General features: G+C 67.7%; 18 protein-coding genes, 2 pseudogenes and 1 riboswitch. Of the genes and pseudogenes, 14 read left to right on the plus strand and 6 right to left on the minus strand.

What is annotated here, in order from left to right; all coding sequences use genetic code 11:
* Window positions 1-118 precede the first annotated feature (118 nt).
* From rplS to AC5Y49_RS07495, 4 genes are all read left to right on the plus strand, one after another.
* Window positions 119-460 carry a 50S ribosomal protein L19 gene (gene rplS / locus AC5Y49_RS07480; protein WP_499885463.1) on the plus strand — a complete coding sequence of 114 codons (342 nt, stop codon included), beginning with the start codon at window positions 119-121 and terminating at the stop codon, window positions 458-460.
* Between the two features lie 70 nt (window positions 461-530).
* Window positions 531-1,385 (plus strand): signal peptidase I, encoded by an 855-nt coding sequence (gene lepB / locus AC5Y49_RS07485; RefSeq protein WP_499885467.1) that lies wholly within the window; start codon window positions 531-533, stop codon window positions 1,383-1,385.
* Window positions 1,386-1,387: 2 nt separating this feature from the next.
* Entirely contained in the window at window positions 1,388-2,116 is a 729-nt protein-coding gene (locus AC5Y49_RS07490) for a ribonuclease HII (RefSeq protein ID WP_499885469.1), read from the plus strand.
* 76 nt (window positions 2,117-2,192) lie between these two features.
* Window positions 2,193-2,498: a DUF2469 domain-containing protein gene (locus AC5Y49_RS07495; RefSeq protein ID WP_012393608.1), complete on the plus strand. Its 306-nt coding sequence runs from the start codon at window positions 2,193-2,195 to the stop codon at window positions 2,496-2,498.
* A gap of 57 nt (window positions 2,499-2,555) precedes the next feature.
* On the opposite strand, the gene AC5Y49_RS07500 is transcribed toward AC5Y49_RS07495, so the two are convergent.
* The 4 genes from AC5Y49_RS07500 to AC5Y49_RS07515 form a co-directional block, all read right to left on the minus strand.
* Complete coding sequence (locus AC5Y49_RS07500; RefSeq protein ID WP_499885470.1) at window positions 2,556-3,332, minus strand: GAF and ANTAR domain-containing protein; 777 nt, start codon at window positions 3,330-3,332, stop codon at window positions 2,556-2,558.
* Window positions 3,333-3,446: 114 nt separating this feature from the next.
* Window positions 3,447-4,586 carry a PPE family protein gene (locus tag AC5Y49_RS07505; protein ID WP_499885473.1) on the minus strand — a complete coding sequence of 380 codons (1,140 nt, stop codon included), beginning with the start codon at window positions 4,584-4,586 and terminating at the stop codon, window positions 3,447-3,449.
* A gap of 48 nt (window positions 4,587-4,634) precedes the next feature.
* Window positions 4,635-5,684, minus strand: coding sequence for a PPE family protein (locus tag AC5Y49_RS07510; protein ID WP_499886310.1), 1,050 nt, complete (start codon window positions 5,682-5,684; stop codon window positions 4,635-4,637).
* Between the two features lie 57 nt (window positions 5,685-5,741).
* Window positions 5,742-6,041 carry a PE family protein gene (locus tag AC5Y49_RS07515; protein WP_499885477.1) on the minus strand — a complete coding sequence of 100 codons (300 nt, stop codon included), beginning with the start codon at window positions 6,039-6,041 and terminating at the stop codon, window positions 5,742-5,744.
* A gap of 200 nt (window positions 6,042-6,241) precedes the next feature.
* Window positions 6,242-6,303, minus strand: a riboswitch (Fluoride riboswitch).
* Window positions 6,304-6,423: 120 nt separating this feature from the next.
* On the opposite strand from AC5Y49_RS07515, the gene AC5Y49_RS07520 reads away from it, so the two are divergent.
* The 6 genes and pseudogenes from AC5Y49_RS07520 to AC5Y49_RS07545 all read left to right on the plus strand — a co-directional run bounded on the left by AC5Y49_RS07520 (window position 6,424) and on the right by AC5Y49_RS07545 (window position 12,422).
* On the plus strand, window positions 6,424-6,792 hold the full coding sequence (locus tag AC5Y49_RS07520; protein ID WP_499885480.1) for a YraN family protein: 369 nt from the start codon (window positions 6,424-6,426) through the stop codon (window positions 6,790-6,792).
* The gene (locus tag AC5Y49_RS07525) at window positions 6,792-8,303 is read left to right on the plus strand and encodes a YifB family Mg chelatase-like AAA ATPase (RefSeq protein WP_499885484.1); all 1,512 of its coding nucleotides are present in this window, start codon (window positions 6,792-6,794) and stop codon (window positions 8,301-8,303) included. Before AC5Y49_RS07520 ends, AC5Y49_RS07525 begins: the two co-directional genes overlap by 1 nt.
* Window positions 8,300-9,465, plus strand: a pseudogene (gene dprA / locus AC5Y49_RS07530) (DNA-processing protein DprA); the annotation flags it as partial. The gene AC5Y49_RS07525 and the pseudogene dprA, both read left to right, overlap by 4 nt.
* Window positions 9,448-10,302 (plus strand): siderophore-interacting protein, encoded by an 855-nt coding sequence (locus AC5Y49_RS07535; RefSeq protein WP_499886311.1) that lies wholly within the window; start codon window positions 9,448-9,450, stop codon window positions 10,300-10,302. The pseudogene dprA and the gene AC5Y49_RS07535, both read left to right, overlap by 18 nt.
* Before the next feature lie 24 nt (window positions 10,303-10,326).
* Window positions 10,327-11,487 carry an alpha-hydroxy-acid oxidizing protein gene (locus AC5Y49_RS07540; RefSeq protein WP_499885486.1) on the plus strand — a complete coding sequence of 387 codons (1,161 nt, stop codon included), beginning with the start codon at window positions 10,327-10,329 and terminating at the stop codon, window positions 11,485-11,487.
* Between the two features lie 32 nt (window positions 11,488-11,519).
* Window positions 11,520-12,422, plus strand: a complete 903-nt coding sequence (locus tag AC5Y49_RS07545) for a tyrosine recombinase XerC (protein WP_499886313.1) — start codon at window positions 11,520-11,522, stop codon at window positions 12,420-12,422.
* A 5-nt stretch (window positions 12,423-12,427) separates the two neighbouring features.
* On the opposite strand, the pseudogene AC5Y49_RS07550 reads toward AC5Y49_RS07545, so the two are convergent.
* Window positions 12,428-12,943 (minus strand): annotated as a pseudogene (locus tag AC5Y49_RS07550) (M23 family metallopeptidase); the annotation flags it as partial.
* 197 nt (window positions 12,944-13,140) lie between these two features.
* On the opposite strand from AC5Y49_RS07550, the gene rpsB reads away from it, so the two are divergent.
* From rpsB to AC5Y49_RS07565, 3 genes are read left to right on the plus strand one after another with little or no spacing between them, the layout of a single operon-like run.
* Window positions 13,141-13,977 carry a 30S ribosomal protein S2 gene (rpsB, locus tag AC5Y49_RS07555; RefSeq protein ID WP_499885487.1) on the plus strand — a complete coding sequence of 279 codons (837 nt, stop codon included), beginning with the start codon at window positions 13,141-13,143 and terminating at the stop codon, window positions 13,975-13,977.
* A gap of 1 nt (window position 13,978) precedes the next feature.
* Window positions 13,979-14,794 carry a translation elongation factor Ts gene (gene tsf / locus AC5Y49_RS07560; RefSeq protein ID WP_499885489.1) on the plus strand — a complete coding sequence of 272 codons (816 nt, stop codon included), beginning with the start codon at window positions 13,979-13,981 and terminating at the stop codon, window positions 14,792-14,794.
* Between the two features lie 10 nt (window positions 14,795-14,804).
* Entirely contained in the window at window positions 14,805-16,220 is a 1,416-nt protein-coding gene (locus AC5Y49_RS07565) for an amidase (RefSeq protein ID WP_499885491.1), read from the plus strand.
* A gap of 11 nt (window positions 16,221-16,231) precedes the next feature.
* Here AC5Y49_RS07565 and AC5Y49_RS07570 read toward each other — a convergent pair whose 3' ends face one another.
* Window positions 16,232-16,651: a MarR family winged helix-turn-helix transcriptional regulator gene (locus AC5Y49_RS07570; RefSeq protein ID WP_499885493.1), complete on the minus strand. Its 420-nt coding sequence runs from the start codon at window positions 16,649-16,651 to the stop codon at window positions 16,232-16,234.
* A 46-nt stretch (window positions 16,652-16,697) separates the two neighbouring features.
* On the opposite strand from AC5Y49_RS07570, the gene AC5Y49_RS07575 reads away from it, so the two are divergent.
* Window positions 16,698-17,381, plus strand: coding sequence for a class I SAM-dependent methyltransferase (locus tag AC5Y49_RS07575; RefSeq protein WP_499885495.1), 684 nt, complete (start codon window positions 16,698-16,700; stop codon window positions 17,379-17,381).
* The last annotated feature ends 1 nt before the right edge of the window (window position 17,382 follow it).

The following is a 17,382-nucleotide window of genomic DNA, read 5'->3' on the forward strand; positions in this document are numbered from 1 at the left end:
CTTCCGCCTGCTGCGAGATGCGTCAAGATGCCCGAATCCATCGGCTCGGTTGACCGCCCATGCGCCGCCGGCGCAGGCAGAAACCCCAGCCGCGAACCGCAAGGAAGTGTCTTCGGAAATGAACACGCTGGACTTCGTCGACAACGCGTCGCTGCGCGACGACATCCCGGCCTTCAACGCCGGCGACACGGTCAACGTGCACGTCAAGGTGATCGAGGGCGCCAAGGAGCGCATCCAGGTGTTCAAGGGTGTGGTGATCCGCCGCCAGGGTGGCGGGGTCCGCGAGACGTTCACAGTGCGCAAGGAAAGCTACGGCGTCGGGGTGGAACGGACTTTTCCGGTGCACTCGCCCAACATCGACCACATCGAGGTCGTGACCCGAGGCGATGTGCGTCGCGCCAAGCTGTACTACCTGCGGGAGCTACGCGGCAAGAAGGCCAAGATCAAGGAAAAGCGCTGAATCGCGGCCCCTTCGACGTGGGGCGGATGCGGCTGACGGCGGCGCGAACCGCCCTGGCTACGCTGATCTGGTGACCGAAACCACGGACTCGTCATCCGAGCGCGAACCCGATTCCGGTCCGGCGGAGCCCAATGTCGCCACCCGAGAACCCACCCCCCAGGACGCGAAGACCACCGACGAGCCGAAGGGCAATAAGCGGGCGGCGCTGCGCGAGGTCGCGATCCTCGCGGCAATCGCGGTGATTCTCTACTACGTCATGTTGACCTTCGTGGCGCGGCCCTACCTCATCCCGTCGGAATCGATGGAACCCACACTGCACGGATGCTCGGGCTGTGTCGGCGACCGCATCATGGTCGACAAGGTCAGCTACCACTTCGGATCGCCGCAACCCGGCGACGTCGTCGTGTTCAAGGGACCGCCGTCGTGGAACCTCGGCTACAAGTCGATCCGCTCACACAACACCGTGGTGCGTTGGCTGCAAGACGGGCTGTCATTCGTCGGATTCGTACCACCCGACGAGAACGACCTGGTCAAACGAGTCATTGCGGTCGGCGGGCAGACCGTGCAGTGCCGCAACGAGGGCGGGTTGACGGTCGACGGCACGCGGTTGACCGAACCGTATCTGGATCCGGCCACGCTGATGACCGACCCAGCGGTGTACCCGTGCCTGGGTAACGAGTTCGGGCCGGTCACCGTCCCGCAGGGCCGGTTGTGGGTGATGGGCGACAACCGCACCCACTCGGCGGACTCCCGCGCCCATTGCACCAGCACCCCGGCCGATGCGATGAAGGGCCTGTTGTGCACCGGCGATCCGGTGTCTGGCACCGTGCCGGTGGGCAACGTGATCGGCAAGGCCAGGTTCATCGTGTGGCCGCCGTCGCGCTGGGGTGGTGTGCGTTCGGTCAATCCCCAGCAGAGCCAGTAGCCATGGCCACCACCTGGCCGCCGCGGACGGTAATCCGTAAATCCTCGGGCTTGCGCACCTTGGAGTCCGCCCTGTACCGCAACGGTTTGGGACCGGTGGTCGGGGTCGACGAGGTCGGTCGCGGAGCCTGCGCGGGCCCGCTGGTGGTCGCGGCTTGTGTGTTGGGTCCTGGCCGACTGGAAAGCCTTGCCCTCCTTGATGATTCGAAGAAGCTCACGGAAAAAGCGCGGGAGAAGCTGTATCCGCTGATTCGCCGTTACGCGCTGGCGTACCACGTGGTGTTCATCCCGTCTACCGAGGTGGATCGGCGCGGAGTGCACGCAGCCAACATCGAGGGCATGCGACGCGCGGTGGCCGGCCTGCCGGTGCGCCCCGGGTATGTGCTGTCCGATGGTTTCCGGGTGCCGGGGCTGCCGGTGCCGTCGCTGCCGGTGGTCGGCGGAGATGCGGCGGCCGCCTGTATTGCCGCGGCCAGCGTCCTGGCCAAGGTCAGCCGGGACCGGTTGATGGTGGCGATGGATGCCGAACATCCCGGCTACGGCTTCGCCGAGCACAAGGGCTACAGCACGCCGGCCCACTCCGCGGCGTTGACCGAGCTGGGTCCCTGTCCTGAGCATCGCTATTCGTTCATCAACGTCCGCCGGGTGGCAACCGGATCGGGTACCCGGGTAGTGGCCGAGTGCCGGCCCGGCGATCCGGACCAGCCGGGCCCCGCGATGGGGCTAGCCTGACGACGATGCGGTCCATCCACACGGCCCGGGACAGCCGGGTCATCACATCTAGCCGAGTAAAAGGACGACCGAGCAGATGAGTGCCGAAGATCTCGAAAAGTACGAAACCGAGATGGAGCTCTCGCTGTACCGCGAATACAAAGACATCGTGGGCCAGTTCAGCTACGTCGTGGAAACCGAGCGGCGGTTCTACCTGGCCAACAGCGTCGAGATGGTGCCACGCAACGCCGACGGCGAGGTGTACTTCGAGCTGCGGCTGGCCGATGCGTGGGTGTGGGACATGTATCGGCCGGCGCGGTTCGTCAAGCAGGTGCGGGTGGTCACCTTCAAGGACGTCAATATCGAAGAGGTGGAAAAGCCCGAGTTGCGCCTGCCCGAGTAGCTACGCGGCGATCGCAAGCGCGGCGAAGCCGGGCGCGGCGGGTCGCCGCCAATGGCGTCAGCTTTCCAGCGACCGCTGGTCGTCGCTGAAGGCCGGGTTGCCGCGGTGCTCGATGACCGTGCGTGCCACGTCGGCCAGCTTGATGTTCAGGTCCTGCGAGTAGCGCCGCAGCACATCGAACGCCTCGTCCTCGGAAACCCCGTGCAGCAGCATCAACATGCCCACCGCTTTGCCGATCTCCCGGTTGCTCAGTAGCCCCCGTCGCAGAGTGGTGACGTCCTCGCCTGCGGCGATGGCGTTGATGGCCACACTGGCGAACGACGCCAGCACGATCGCCTGACCGGCGGACTGGGTGTCGAAACCGTTGGCGGTGTCACTGAACAGGTTCAGCGCGCCGGTCTTGCGGCGATCGACCAAGATGCGAAAGCCCATCGCTGCGCGGACCGGCGTCTCGTCGAGCAGGCGGGCGGCCAGTCTGGGCCATGAGCACGGTGTGGCCAGGTCGGTTTCGATCTGGGGAGTCTCCTCCTCGATCGCGTCGAGGCACGGCCCTTCGCCGACGGCGCGTTCCAGGTCGTCGATATGCTGCGCGACCTGGTCGCTGGCGCCGACGGTCACGTAGCGATCGCCGCGGCGCACCAGCAGGCTGGCGTGGTCGCAGCCGGACACGATCAGGGTGGCCGCGATGCAGATAGCCGCATACACCTCGCTGGGGTCCGAGCCTTGGTAGATGATTTCGGCCAGCGCGGCGAACACCGTCGCGGGGTCGGCTTTGACCGGCTGAGGTATTGCCTCGGAGTTCGTGTCGGCCTCTTCTGCCACGTTGTTCCTCATTTCAGGTGCTGCCCTCGTAGCGGAACGCGCACGTCTTCCGGCGACTAGGTCGGCCGGAAACCACGGTATACCGGGCGTCGGCCCAGCTGGCTGGATCAGTTGACAACGGTGATGTCAGCCGGCGGCCGGCGAGCGGGGTACGACGCTCTTCGTACGCAGCTTCGCGGCGACGTTACTGACACCTCGTCCTGCCAGCGTACCGAGGAGTGCTTCACCGAACATGCCGGGAGGCATGACACCGGAGGCCACCGGAGCTGCCGCGGCGCTGGTGCTCGGCAAAGTCAGTGCCGCGGGGCCAACCGCCGGGGTGGCCGTGGCGGCCCAGGTTTGCGGGACCGACAACGTGCCGACCAGGCTGGCCCGCCCCGTCGCCGCCGATACGGAGGGCGCACCAAAGTTCGCCGGTCCGGCAGACGATGCCAGTGTCAGCGGCCCGGCCGGTCCGCCCAAGAATGGTCCTATTCCTTGCGCGGCGTCGCGTTCGGCATTGATCGCCACTGCATGGTTCGTCACGCCTATCGAGGATCCAGAAAACGATGCACTGCTAATGGACGCCGCGCCGCTCGTCGAACTCACGGTGTCGTTGAAGACGTCGGTTGGAGTCAGCAACGGGGTGGACGGCGCCGGCGCCGCGGGTTGCTGCAGCGTCGTGGGTGGTTGTGCGAACGCCTGCGCTGGGCTCCCCGCGGAATGCGCGGCCGCGGCGGTTTGTGCGGCCACCCCGGCGGGGTCCGTGGTGCGTGGCGGGTTAATGAACGGTGTCAGTCTCGACGCGGTGTGCGATGCAGCGGCGTAGCCGTACATCGCGGCGGCGTCCTGAGCCCACATTTCGTCGTACTGGGCTTCGGTTGCCGCGATCGCCGGGCTGTTCTGACCGAAAAAGTTGCTCGCCACCAGCGCCTGCAGTTGCGTGCGGTTGGCTTCGATCAGCGGCGGGGGCACCGTCATTGCGAAGGCGGTTTGGTAGGCGCCTGCGGCGGTCGTGGCCTGTAGAGCGGTCTGTTCGGCCTGAGCGGCGGTGCTGTGCATCCACGCCACGTAAGGCGTAATCGCATTCGCCATCATGATCGACGACGGGCCCTGCCAGCCGCTGGTTGTCAGGCCGGTGATCACTGACCCGTAGGCGGCGGCCGACGCGTTCAGTTCGTGGGCCAGCTGGCTCCATGCGGAGGCCGCGGCCAACATTGGGGACGAGCCGGGTCCGGCATAAATTCGGGAAGAGTTGATTTCTGGGGGCAATGCTCCAAAGTCCATGTCTGCAAACCTTTCTCAATCAGCGGTATGAGTTTGGCGTTTGGGCTGCTATCCGGCAGCAGGCGAGCGGACGATCACCGGTTTACTTTTCGCGCGAGGACCGTCAAACCCGTATCGAGTTAGCGCCCCCAACACGGACTGGCTGAACGCGCTTCCGGGAACGGGCGGCATTTCCGCGGCAGTTGCCGGCGTTGCGCCCACGGACTCCGGCAAGGTCAGTGCGACCGTTCGCATCTCTGGTACGGCGGTGGTCCAGTTGGCCGGCACTGACAACGACCCGACCGCGCCGGCCCGGCCCATTGCCGCTGATACTGGTGGGCCGAGTCCTCTCACCGGAGCGGTCGAGACAAGGCGGCCACCAGACACGGCAGATTTTTCCGCGTCCCGGGCCTCTTGGAACGCGAGCCGCTCATCTTGGATCACGATGCTGCGCCCCGTATTTGCGGCGTTACTCGTCGAGAACACCGTGTTCACGATCTTGGTGACCGAAAGGAAGGTGCTGAGCGTAGACGAGGGCGACAGCGAAGCAGCGGGTGCGGCGAGTTGCTGTAGCGCGGCGGGCGCAGCGGCCGCTGCACGCGCGACGGCACCGGACTGGGCCGCAAGCCCGGTCGGATCGGTAGTGGGTTGTGGGGGGACGAAGGGGGCCAACCGAATCGCCGCCGCCGAGGTCCCGGCGTAGCCATACATCGCGGCCGCGTCTTGGATCCACATCTCGGCGTAATGCGCTTCGGTTGCCGCGATCGCCGGCGTGTTCTGACCGAAGAAATTCGTCGAAATTAATGCCATCAACAGGCTGCGGTTAGCGGCAATCACCGGCGGTGGAACGGTCATCGCGAACGCCAGCTCGTAGGCGGCCGCTGCCTCCTTAGCCTGGATGGCGGTCTGCTCGGCCTGGGCCGCGGTGCTGTGCAGCCAAGCCACATGCGGTGCCGCCGCGGCGGCCATCGACAACGACGCTGCGCCCAGCCACCCGAAACCAGCCAGTTCGGAGACGATGGAACCGTATCCGGCGGCGGTGGCAAACAGCTCGACGGCCAGCGCGTCCCAAGCCGCCGCGGCGGCCAACATCGGGCCCGAGCCCGGCCCCAAATACATTCTGGCTGAGTTGATCTCCGGCGGTAACGCTCCGAAATCGAACACAAGCCCCTCAGCTCAACCTGTTGCGACGGCGTTGGCCGCCTCAGTCGCCGCATAGGAGCCGGCACTGGTATTCAAGGTGGTGACGAACATCTCGTGAATCGCCGAGGACTGGGCACTGACCGCTTGATACAGCTGGGCGTGCGCGGCGAACTGCGCTGCAGTCAGCGCCGAAACCTCATCTGCGGCAGCGGGAATCACTCCGGTGGTCGGAGCCGCCGCGGCGGCGTTCTGAGTAGTGATCGCTGACCCGATCCCCTGGAGGCTGCTTGCTGCTGCCAGAAGCATTTCCGGCTGTGCGGTGACGAAAGACATGACTATTCCTTTCCTGGATGACGGTGGTCGTTGTGAAGGCGCTGAGAAAGCGCTCCGGGGGACCACGAACGGGGAGATACTGCCCCACAGGACATTTCGAGCAAATTGTCAAGCGGCTATTCCGCAGCGACGCAGAACGCTGAAGAAAGATGCTGGAAAGCCGTGTCATTCGCCGCTGCCCGCCTTCCACCCCGACTCACTCACGGGTAGAAGCCATCAGCCAGGTGCGGCGGTTACGGCGAGCTTCATCGCCTAGCGGGATGCTACGCCGCGTCCGACAGGGCGCGCAATCACTTGTGGATCGACATGCAACTGGGGATAACTGGCCGCTGAACCGTGATGGGTGCTCCGCAATGTCGGCCCGGTCCAGCAGGGTGGCCGCATGACAACGTTGACGCGGACCCAGTTGGGAGCCCTTGGCGAACAGCTGGCCGTCGACCACTTGATCGGTTCGGGATTAGAGATCCTGGCTCGAAACTGGCGCTGCCGCTACGGCGAGCTGGATGTGATCGCCGCTGACCCGGCCGCGCATGCGGTGGTCTTCGTCGAGGTCAAAACCCGCACGGGTGACGGCTTCGGCGGCCTGGCCTATGCGGTGACCGAGCAGAAAGTGCGCCGGCTGCGGCGGCTGGCAGCCGTGTGGCTGGCCGGTCAGGACCGACGTTGGGCGGCGATCCGCATCGACGTGATCGGCGTCCGGATCGGTCGTCGTCGCGCACCGGAGATCACCCACCTGCATGGAGTCGGCTGATGGCGCTGGGGCGTGCGTTCTCGGTCGCGGTGCGCGGGTTGGACGGCGAAATCGTGGAGATCGAAGCTGACATCAGTTCGGGGTTGCCGGGCGTGCACCTCGTCGGCCTGCCCGACGCAGCCTTGCAGGAGTCCCGCGACCGGGTCCGGGCAGCGATCACCAACTGCGGCAACCAGTGGCCGCAGGCGCGTCTCACGCTGGCGTTGTCACCGGCCACCCTGCCGAAAATGGGTTCGGTCTATGACGTCGCGTTGGCGGCGGCGGTGCTGTCGGCGCAGCGCCAAACACCGTGGCAGCGGCTAAAGACGGCGGTCCTGCTGGGCGAGCTGGCGTTGGACGGCCGGGTGCGGCCGGTGCGCGGCGTGCTGCCGGCCGTGGTGGCGGCGAAGCGCGACGGCTGGCGAACCGTTGTGGTACCGACGGAGAACCTGGCCGAGGCCAGCTTGGTCGACGGTATCGAGGTGTGGGGCCTGCGCACTCTGGGTCAGTTTCAGGCCTGGCTCGGCGGATCGGCGCGGCTGGACGAGCGGATCAGCGGCGCACTCCCGGCGCCGGAACCGTCGGCGGATCTGGCCGATGTGGTGGGGCAGTCGCAAGCGCGCTTCGCCGTCGAGGTGGCCGCTGCCGGTGCGCATCATCTCATGCTCACCGGACCGCCCGGCGTCGGGAAAACAATGCTGGCTCAACGTCTTCCGGGCCTGTTGCCCACGCTGTCAGACAGCGAGTCGCTGGAGGTCACCGCGATCCACTCGGTGGCGGGCCTGCTCTCGGATGCGACACCATTGATCACCAGGCCACCGTTTGTGGCGCCGCATCACAGTTCCAGCGTCGCCGCGCTCGTCGGCGGGGGATCGGGCATGGCCCGGCCCGGTGCTGTCAGCCGCGCACACCGTGGGGTGCTGTTTCTCGACGAGTGCGCAGAGATCGGGGTCAGTGCGCTCGAGGCGCTGCGAACACCGTTGGAGGACGGCGAGATTCGGCTTGCCCGCCGCGACGGCGTGGCGCGCTACCCGGCCCGGTTCCAGCTGGTGCTGGCGGCCAACCCCTGCCCGTGCGCGCCGACCGACCCGCAGGATTGCATCTGCGCGGGCGCGGTCAAGCGTCGTTACCTGGGCCGGCTGTCCGGGCCGCTGCTGGATCGCGTCGACCTGCGGGTCGAGATGCATTCCGTGCGCACCGCGGCGTTCTCGACGGCGCAGTCCGAGTCGACGGCGCAGGTGCGCAACCGGGTAGCGCAGGCCCGCGGTGCGGCGGCTGAGCGCTGGCGAGCACACGGCTTTCATAGCAACGCCGAAGTCAGCGGGCCGTTGCTGCGGCGGCGGTTCCGGCTCGGCACCACCGCGATGGAGCCGCTGCGCGCCGCCCTGGATCGCGGGCTGTTGAGTGTCCGTGGCGTCGACCGCACTCTGCGGGTCGCGTGGACGCTGGCTGATTTGGCCGGCCATGCAGCTCCGGGACTCGACGAGGTGGCCGCCGCGCTGAGCTTCCGCCAAGCCGGAGTGTCGCGATGAGCGATCCGACGCTGCGGGCCTGGGCCTACCTGTCGCGCGTTGTCGATCCACCGTGCGCTGAACTGGCCGGGTTGGTCGAACGGGTGGGGCCGCAGGAGGCAGCCGAACGGGTTCGACGTGGGCAGGTCGACGACACGTTGGCGCGGTTCACTGAAGCGAGGCGCGAAATCGACCGGGCTGCGGAGGATCTCGAGCTGCTTGCCCACCGGGGCGGGAGACTGCTCACACCCGCCGACGACGAGTGGCCGGTGCTGGCGTTCGCCGCATTCGGCGGCGCGGCCGCCGCGGCCAAACCGCAGGGCAGCGCGCCGATGGTGTTGTGGGCGGTCGGGCCGCAGCGGCTGGACCAGGTCGCGCAGCGCGCGGCTGCGCTCGTCGGCACTCGTGCGTCCACCACCTACGGCGAGTGCGTGGCGGCTGATCTGACAGCAGGACTGGCCGACCGCGACGTGGCGGTGGTATCGGGCGCGGCCTACGGGATCGACGGCGCGGCGCATCGAGCTGCGCTGGCCGCAGATGGCGTCACGGTCGCGGTCCTCGCCGGGGGCATCGATATTCCCTATCCGGCAGGGCATTCCGGGCTGTTGCATCGCATCAGCAGACACGGGTTGCTGGTCACCGAATATCCACCCGGCGTGCGGCCGGCGCGGCACCGGTTTTTGACCCGCAACCGTCTGGTGGCAGCCTTTGCGAACGCGGCCGTCGTGGTGGAAGCCGGTCTACGCAGCGGCGCGGCGAGCACCGCCGCCTGGGCCAGGTCGCTGGGTCGGGTAGTCGGCGCGGTACCCGGGCCGGTGACCTCGTCGGTGTCGGCGGGTTGTCATGTCCTGCTGCGCGACGGCGCCGAGCTGGTCACCCGTGCAGCGGACATCATCGAGTTAGTGGGCCGCATCGGCGAATTGGCATCCGAGCAGTCCCGGCCCACCACAGCGCTCGACGGCCTCAGCGATATCGAACGCCAAGTGTATGAAGCGCTGCCAGGCCGCGGCGCCGCCACGATCGACGAGATCGCGGTCGCCGCGGGGCTGGCGCCGGCGCGGGCGCTGGGCCCATTGGCGATCTTGGAGTTAGCCGGGCTGGCCGAGCGCCGCGAAGGCCGATGGCGCATCGTCCGCCAGGCGCCGCGGCTCGTATAGTCGACGGAGTGGCCGGTCGACCAGTGCACACCTTTGAAGTGGTCCGCAGCGAAGAAATCACCCCGCACATGGTCCGCGTGGTACTCGGCGGCAGCGGCTTCGACACCTTCACTCCCAGCGACTTCACCGACTCCTACGTCAAGCTGATATTCGTCGCCGACGACGTCGACGTGACCAGCCTGCCGCACCCGTTGACGCGGGACAGCTTCGCCGAGCTGCCCGCCGAACGGCAACCCGTCGTTCGCACCATGACCGTGCGCCGCGCCGATTCGGCGGCGCGCGAGATCGCCATCGACATCGTCGTGCATGGTGAACACGGGACAGCCGGGCTGTGGGCGGTCGGGGCCGAACCCGGCCAGCCGGCCTATCTGATGGGGCCCAGCGGCGCCTACGCCCCGGACCCGGCCGCCGATTGGCATCTGTTCGCCGGCGACGAATCAGCGCTGCCGGCCATCAGCGTGGCACTGGAAGCATTGCCGCCCAACGCCGTCGGCAAGGTGTTCATCGAAATCGCCGACCCCGAGGACGAGATTGCGCTGACCGCGCCCGAGGGCGTGTCGGTGAACTGGATCTACCGCGGTGGGCGCGCCGATCTGGTTCCCGAGGATCGCGCCGGTGACCACGCCCCGTTGATCGAAGCGGTCACGACCACGCAGTGGCTACCTGGGCAGGTGCACGCCTTCGTACACGGCGAAGCCCAGGCCGTCATGCACAACCTGCGGCCCTACATCCGCAAAGACCGTGAAGTCGACGCCAAATGGGCATCGATCTCGGGTTACTGGCGGCGGGGCCGCACCGAAGAGACGTTTCGGCAGTGGAAAAAGGAGCTCGCCGCTAAAGAGGAAGCCGAAGCCGGAGGCTGATCCACGGCTGGCATCCTCACTGTCATGGCATTCGGCGATTACCAGTTCGAGATCTACCTGCAAGGCCTGGCCGGCGTGGTCCCAAAGCTGCCGATGGCTTTCGCCGAATTGGAGGCCAAGGCGCATGCCGCCATGCCGCCGTCGGTGTGGTCGTACGTCGCAGGTGGCGCCGGCGACGAGCGCACCCAGCGGGCCAACTGCGAGGCCTTCGAGCGCTGGGGGTTGATCCCACGGATGTTCGTCGGCGCCACGCAGCGCGACATGTCCATCGAACTGTTCGGCATGGCGCTGCCGTCACCGATATTCATGGCACCCATCGGTGTCATCGGGATCTGCGCCCAGGACGGCCACGGCGATTTGGCCACCGCCCGCGCGGCGGCCCGCACCGGCGTCCCGATGGTCACCTCCACCTTGACCGCCGACCCGCTCGAGGAGGTCGCTGCCGAATTCGGTGGCACCCCCGGCTTTTTCCAGCTGTACACCCCGACCGACCGGGAACTCGCCGCAAGCCTGGTGCATCGCGCGGAGGCCGCCGGTTACCAGGGCATCATCGTCACGCTCGACACCTGGGTGCCCGGCTGGCGTCCTCGCGACCTGTCGACCGCCAATTTCCCGCAGCTGCGCGGACATTGCCTGAGCAACTACACCAGCGATCCGGTGTTCCGGGCCGGGCTGCAGCAGCCGCCGGAAGATGATCCGCGGGCCGTGGTGCTGCGCTGGGCGCAGGTCTTCGGTAATTCGCTCACGTGGGATGACCTTCCGTGGCTGCGCTCGCTGACCAGTCTGCCGCTGATCGTCAAGGGCATCTGCCACCCCGAGGATGCCCGTCGCGCCAAGGACGGCGGCGTCGACGGCATCTACTGCTCCAACCACGGCGGCCGGCAGGCCAACGGCGGACTGCCCGCGCTGGACTGCCTCGCGGCCGTGGTCGACGCCGCCGACGGCCTGCCGGTGCTGTTCGACTCGGGCATCCGCAGCGGCGCGGACATCGTCAAGGCGCTTGCGCTGGGCGCGACCGCGGTGGGCATCGGCCGTCCGTACGCCTACGGATTGGCGCTCGGTGGAGTCGACGGCATCGTGCACGTACTGCGTGCGCTGCTGGCCGAAGCCGATCTGACCATGGCTGTCGACGGCTACCCGACACTGGCCGATCTGACCCGCGAGGCGCTGCGGCGCGTCAGCTGAGCCAGATGGTCGCCGTCTGCGACCGTGGGGGAGTGGAGACGGTCCTCGACGAGTTCGACGACTATTTGACGCTGCAGCGCAATCGCTCGGCGCACACCCGTCGTGCCTACCTGGGCGACGTGCGGTCGTTTTTCGCCTTCGCCGAGGAACATGCGCCCGGATCCGGCCTTGCCGCGCTGACCCTGCCGTTGTTGCGGTCCTGGCTGGCCACCCAGGCCGCCGCAGGTGCAGCGCGCACGACGCTGGCGCGCCGCACGTCGGCGGTCAAGGCGTTTACTGCGTGGGCGGTGCGCGGTGGGCTGTTGAGCGCCGACCCGGCCGAGCGGCTGCAGGTGCCCAAGGCGCATCGCACGTTGCCGTCGGTGTTGCGCCAGGATCAGGCGCTGGCGGCCATGGCAGCCGCGAAAACCGGCTCACAGCAAGGCGATCCGTTAGCGTTGCGGGACCGGCTGATCGTCGAGTTGCTCTACGCCACCGGAATCCGGGTCAGCGAGCTATGCGGTCTGGACGTCGACGACGTCGACACGGCGCATCGGCTGGTGCGCGTGCTCGGCAAGGGTGACAAGCAGCGCACCGCCCCGTTCGGGGGGCCGGCTGCCGAGGCGTTGAACGCGTGGCTGGCCGACGGGCGGCCCGCGCTGGCCACTGCCGAGTCCGGGCCGGCGCTGTTGCTGGGTGCGCGGGGCCGCCGGCTCGACGTCCGGCAGGCCCGCACCGTCGTGCACCAGACCGTGTCTGCCGTGGCCGGCGCACCCGACATGGGTCCGCACGGGCTGCGGCACAGCGCCGCCACCCACCTGCTCGAAGGCGGCGCCGACCTGCGTGTCGTGCAGGAGTTGCTCGGCCATTCCAGCCTGGCCACCACCCAGCTCTACACCCATGTCACGGTTGCTCGGCTACGGGCCGTCCACGATCAGGCCCACCCGCGGGCCTAGCCGCCCAGCGGCTTGAGCCGGACCGGCGTCGACGCCAGCAGCCCGAGCGGGTCGACGTAGTCGGCTCGGGCCGCCGGACCCCACATCGCGCCCCAATGCAGGCACGCTGCAGCCCCGCACCCGCGGTGGCCGGCCAGCAATTCGCCGATCACCGTCGAGCTGGTCACTCGTTGACCGACCTGAACAGCGGCTCGGACCGGCTCGTAGCTGGTATGCAAGCCGCCCGGGTGGGCCAGCGACACCACCGGCCTGCCGGCCAGCATCCCGGCGAACACCACCGTCGCGTTGCCCGCCGCGTAGACCGGTTGACCGGCGACTCCGGCCAGGTCAACGCCCCGATGCCCGGGATTCCAGTTCGGCGAGGGAGCATCGAAGCGGTGCACGACGGCCGGGGGTGGTCGCAGCGGCCAGTGCAGCCGGACGTCATCGGCAACCGCCGGGGCGGCGCACAGCAGCGCACAAAGCAGCACCACAACAAATCGCACCGGCCCAGTCCAGTGTGCAGCGGGCAGGCCCGCCAGCCGGGCTGTGGACAAAGCACCTGCTGAAACCGTGTAAACTCGTCCGCGCAGCTCGCCCAAGCGGGCTGACTTCGCGTGTCTGCAGCCGAATGGGTGCCGCGCGGTCCCGTCCTCAGGCGGGTCCGGCATCCCGCAGACACCAGGGCCCGGCTTCACCCGTCGCCGGGCGACAACCGACACAACATAAAGGCATCAGCATGGCCGTCGTAACCATGAAGCAGCTGCTGGACAGCGGCACCCACTTCGGGCATCAGACCCGTCGCTGGAATCCCAAGATGAAGCGGTTCATCTTCACCGACCGCAACGGCATCTACATCATCGACCTGCAGCAGACGCTGACGTTCATCGACAAGGCGTACGAGTTCGTCAAGGAGACCGTCGCCCACGGGGGCACGGTGTTGTTCGTCGGCACCAAAAAGCAGGCGCAAGAGTCCATCGCCGCCGAGGCCACCCGAGTCGGGATGCCGTACGTCAACCAGCGCTGGCTGGGCGGCATGCTCACCAACTTCTCCACCGTGCACAAGCGGCTGCAGCGCCTCAAGGAGCTCGAGGCGATGGAGCAGACCGGCGGCTTCGAGGGTCGCACCAAGAAGGAAATTCTTGGCCTGACCCGGGAGAAGAACAAGCTGGAGCGCAGCCTGGGCGGTATCCGCGACATGGCGCGGGTGCCGTCGGCGGTCTGGGTTGTCGACACCAACAAGGAGCACATCGCCGTCGGCGAGGCCCGCAAGCTGGGCATCCCGGTGATCGCGATCCTTGACACCAACTGCGACCCCGACCAGGTCGACTACCCGATCCCGGGCAACGACGACGCGATCCGCTCGGCGGCGCTGCTGACCAAGGTGATCGCCTCGGCCGTGGCCGAAGGGCTGCAGGCGCGGGCCGGGCTGGGCCGCGGGGACGGCAAACCGGAAGCGGACTCGGCCGAACCGCTGGCCGAATGGGAGCAGGAGCTGCTGGCCAGTGCCACCACGTCGGCGCCCGATGCCGCCACCGCGGCGGAGACCACCACCGAGACCACCACGGAAGGCTGAGATGGCGAACTTCACCGCTGCCGACGTCAAGCGGCTTCGTGAACTGACCGGCGCGGGCATGCTCGACTGCAAGAACGCGCTGGCCGAAACCGACGGCGACTTCGACAAGGCCGTCGAGGCGCTGCGGATCAAGGGCGCCAAGGATGTCGGCAAGCGCGCCGAGCGCGCGACCGCCGAAGGTCTGGTCGCCGCCAAGGACGGTGCGCTGATCGAGCTGAACTGTGAGACCGACTTCGTCGCCAAGAACGCCGAGTTTCAGCAGCTGGCCAACGAGGTAGTAAGCGCTGCCGTCGCCGCCAAAGCTGCCGATGTCGAGGCGCTCAAGAGCGCGCAGGCCGGGGAGCGGACCGTCGAGCAGGCCATCGCCGAGCTGTCGGCCAAGATCGGCGAGAAGCTCGAGTTGCGCCGGGTCGCGTTCTTCGACGGCACCGTGGAGACCTACCTGCACAAGCGGTCAGCCGACCTGCCGCCGGCGGTGGGCGTGCTGGTGGAGTACACCGGCTCCGACCAAGAGGCTGCGCACGCGGTCGCGCTGCAGATAGCCGCGCTCAAGGCCCGCTACCTGTCCCGCGACGACGTGCCCGAAGACGTCGTCGCCAGCGAACGCCGCATCGCGGAGGAGACCTCGCGCGCCGAGGGCAAGCCCGAGCAGGCTCTGCCCAAGATCGTGGAGGGCCGGCTGGGCGGATTCTTCAAGGATGTCGTGTTGCTGGAGCAGCCGTCGGTGTCCGACAACAAGAAAACGGTCAAAGCCCTGCTCGACGAGGCCGGTGTCACCGTGACGCGATTCGTCCGCTTCGAGGTGGGTCAGCAGTAGCATCAGCCGGATGCGACACGTACACGCATTTGGCGACGATGCGCTCGGCGACCTCGACGCGGTTGCGCTGGCAGAGGTCATCCAGTCCGGCAGAGTTTCTCGCGCCGAGGTCATCGAGGCTGCCATCGCCCGCACCGAGGCGGTCAACCCGGCCCTGAACGGCTTGGCGTATGAGGCATTCGACCGCGCACGGGCCGAAGCGTCCGCGCCGCCGAAAAGCGGTTTCTTCAGCGGCGTGCCGACGTTCATCAAAGACAACGTCGACGTGGCCGGCATGCCGACCATGCAGGGCACCGACGCGTGGGACCCCCGCCCGGCCGCCGCTGACGGCGCCTTCGCCCGGATGTATCGAGCCACCGGGCTGAACCCGCTGGGCAAAACCCAGTTGAGCGAGTTCGGTTTCAGCGCCGCCGCCGAGCATCCCCGGCTGGGCGCGGTCCGCAACCCCTGGAACACCGACCACACCGCCGCCGCATCCTCGTCCGGGTCGGCGGCGTTCGTCGCTGCCGGGGTGGTGCCGATCGCGCACGCCAACGACGGGGGCGGGTCCATCCGGATTCCGGCAGCCTGCAACGGCCTGGTCGGTCTCAAACCATCGCGCGGCCGATTACCGCTGGACGACGACTTTCGCCAGATGCCGGTGCGCATCGTCTACAACGGCGTGGTGACCCGCTCGGTGCGCGACACCGCCGCCTTCTACCGGGAGGCCGAACGCATCTGGCCCAACCCCAAGTTGTCGCCTATCGGCGATGTTGCCGGTCCCGCCAAGCGGCGGCTGAAGCTTGCGGTCGTCACCAAGTCCATCGGCCGGGAAGCCACTCCGGAAGTGCGCGAGCTGACATTGAAGACCGCGGCCTTGCTGGAGGAACTCGGCCATCGGGTGGAATACGTCGAAAACCCGCCGGTGCCAGCCTCTTTCGCCGACGACTTCCTGCTGTACTGGGCGTTCTTGTCCACCGCGCTGGTGCGCCGGGGGCGGCGCGTATTCGGCCCCTCGTTCGACCGCACCCGGCTGGACAACTTGACGCTGGGGCTGGATCACTACGCCAGCCGCCGCCTGCACCGGCTGCCGCTGGCCATCGCCCGGCTGGCGGCTTCGTCACGGCGCAGCGCACGGTTCTTCCGCAGCTACGACGCGTTGTTGACGCCGACGCTGGCCACCGAGACTCCCCGCGTCGGGCACCTTGACCCGACCGCGGACTATCAGCAGATCATCGACCGGCTGATGGAGTGGGTTGCGTTCACACCGCTACAGAACGCCACCGGTGATCCGGCGATCTCGTTGCCGCTGGCCCACACTGCCAACGGTTTACCGCAGGGCATGATGTTCTCGGCAGAGCGCGGAGCGGAGGCCCGACTGCTGGAGTTGGCCTACGAGCTCGAAGAAGCGCGGCCGTTTGCCGCCATCCAGGCCGGCGGCGGCTGACCGCGCCGGCGTTAGTCGGATCCCAGCGCTTCGAGCATCCGTTTGAACTCACGCTGCTCCGACGTTGACAGCTTGCTCAGGATGCGGGCGTCGGCTTCGCGCACTGCCGCCTCGGCACGCTTGAGCAGCGCCCGGCCCGCGCCGGTCAGCGTGGCCGGCAGCGCTCGCCCGGACGGCACCGTCGCCGGCCTGGCCACCACCTCGACGTCTTCGAGCTTGCGCAGCACGGTGTTCATCGCCTGCGGTGTGACGTTGGTCTGTCGCGCCAAGTCGGCGCTGGACATCCCCGGATACATGGAAAGTATTCGCATGCAAACGAATTCGGGCAGTGTCAGTTCGAGTGGGCGCAGAACCGCGGTTACCTCCGGACGCAGCGCGGCGCCTACCCGGTACAGCAGATAGCCGAGTGGCGCATCCTCGATCCGTCCCATGTCAACCATCTTGACATATATCAGGCTGGTTGATATACCGGACGGTATGACTGAAACCAAGAATTTCGATTTTGACTTCGACCCCGCCTACCGCGGCGAGGCCGCGCAGTTCGGCGCAGGTGTCCGGCCGCCGTGGAGTCTCGGCGAACCGCAGCCGGAGATCGCGGCGCTGATCGAGGCGGGCAAAATCCGGGGCGATGTGCTCGATGCGGGCTGCGGCGAGGCCGCGCTGGCCCTGCACCTGGCGGCATTGGGACATAACACCGTCGGGCTGGACGCCTCGCCGACCGCGATCGAGTTGGCCAGCGCCGAGGCCGCCAAGCGTGGATTGACCAACGCGTCTTTCGAGGTCGCCGACATCTCGGCGTTCACCGGCTACGACGCTCGGTTCGACACGATCGTCGACAGCACGCTGTTTCATTCGATGCCGGTGGAGCTGCGCGACGGATACCAGCGCTCCATCGTTCGTGCCGCTGCTCCCGGTGCGTCGTATTTCGTGCTGGTCTTCGACCGGGCCGGGATGCCGGACAGCCCGGCCAATCCGGTCACCGAGGATGAGCTGCGCGACGTCGTCTCCAAGTACTGGGTTATCGACGAAATCCGGGCCGCCCGAATTCACGCCAATTTCCCCGACGGCGTTTCCGCCGAGTTTCCGGTGGTGGATCTGCGCGACGAGGCCAACGGACGCAAGTCGGTGCCGGGCTGGCTGCTCTCCGCACACCTCGGCTGAG

The organism is Mycobacterium sp. NGS62 (assembly GCF_059812285.1).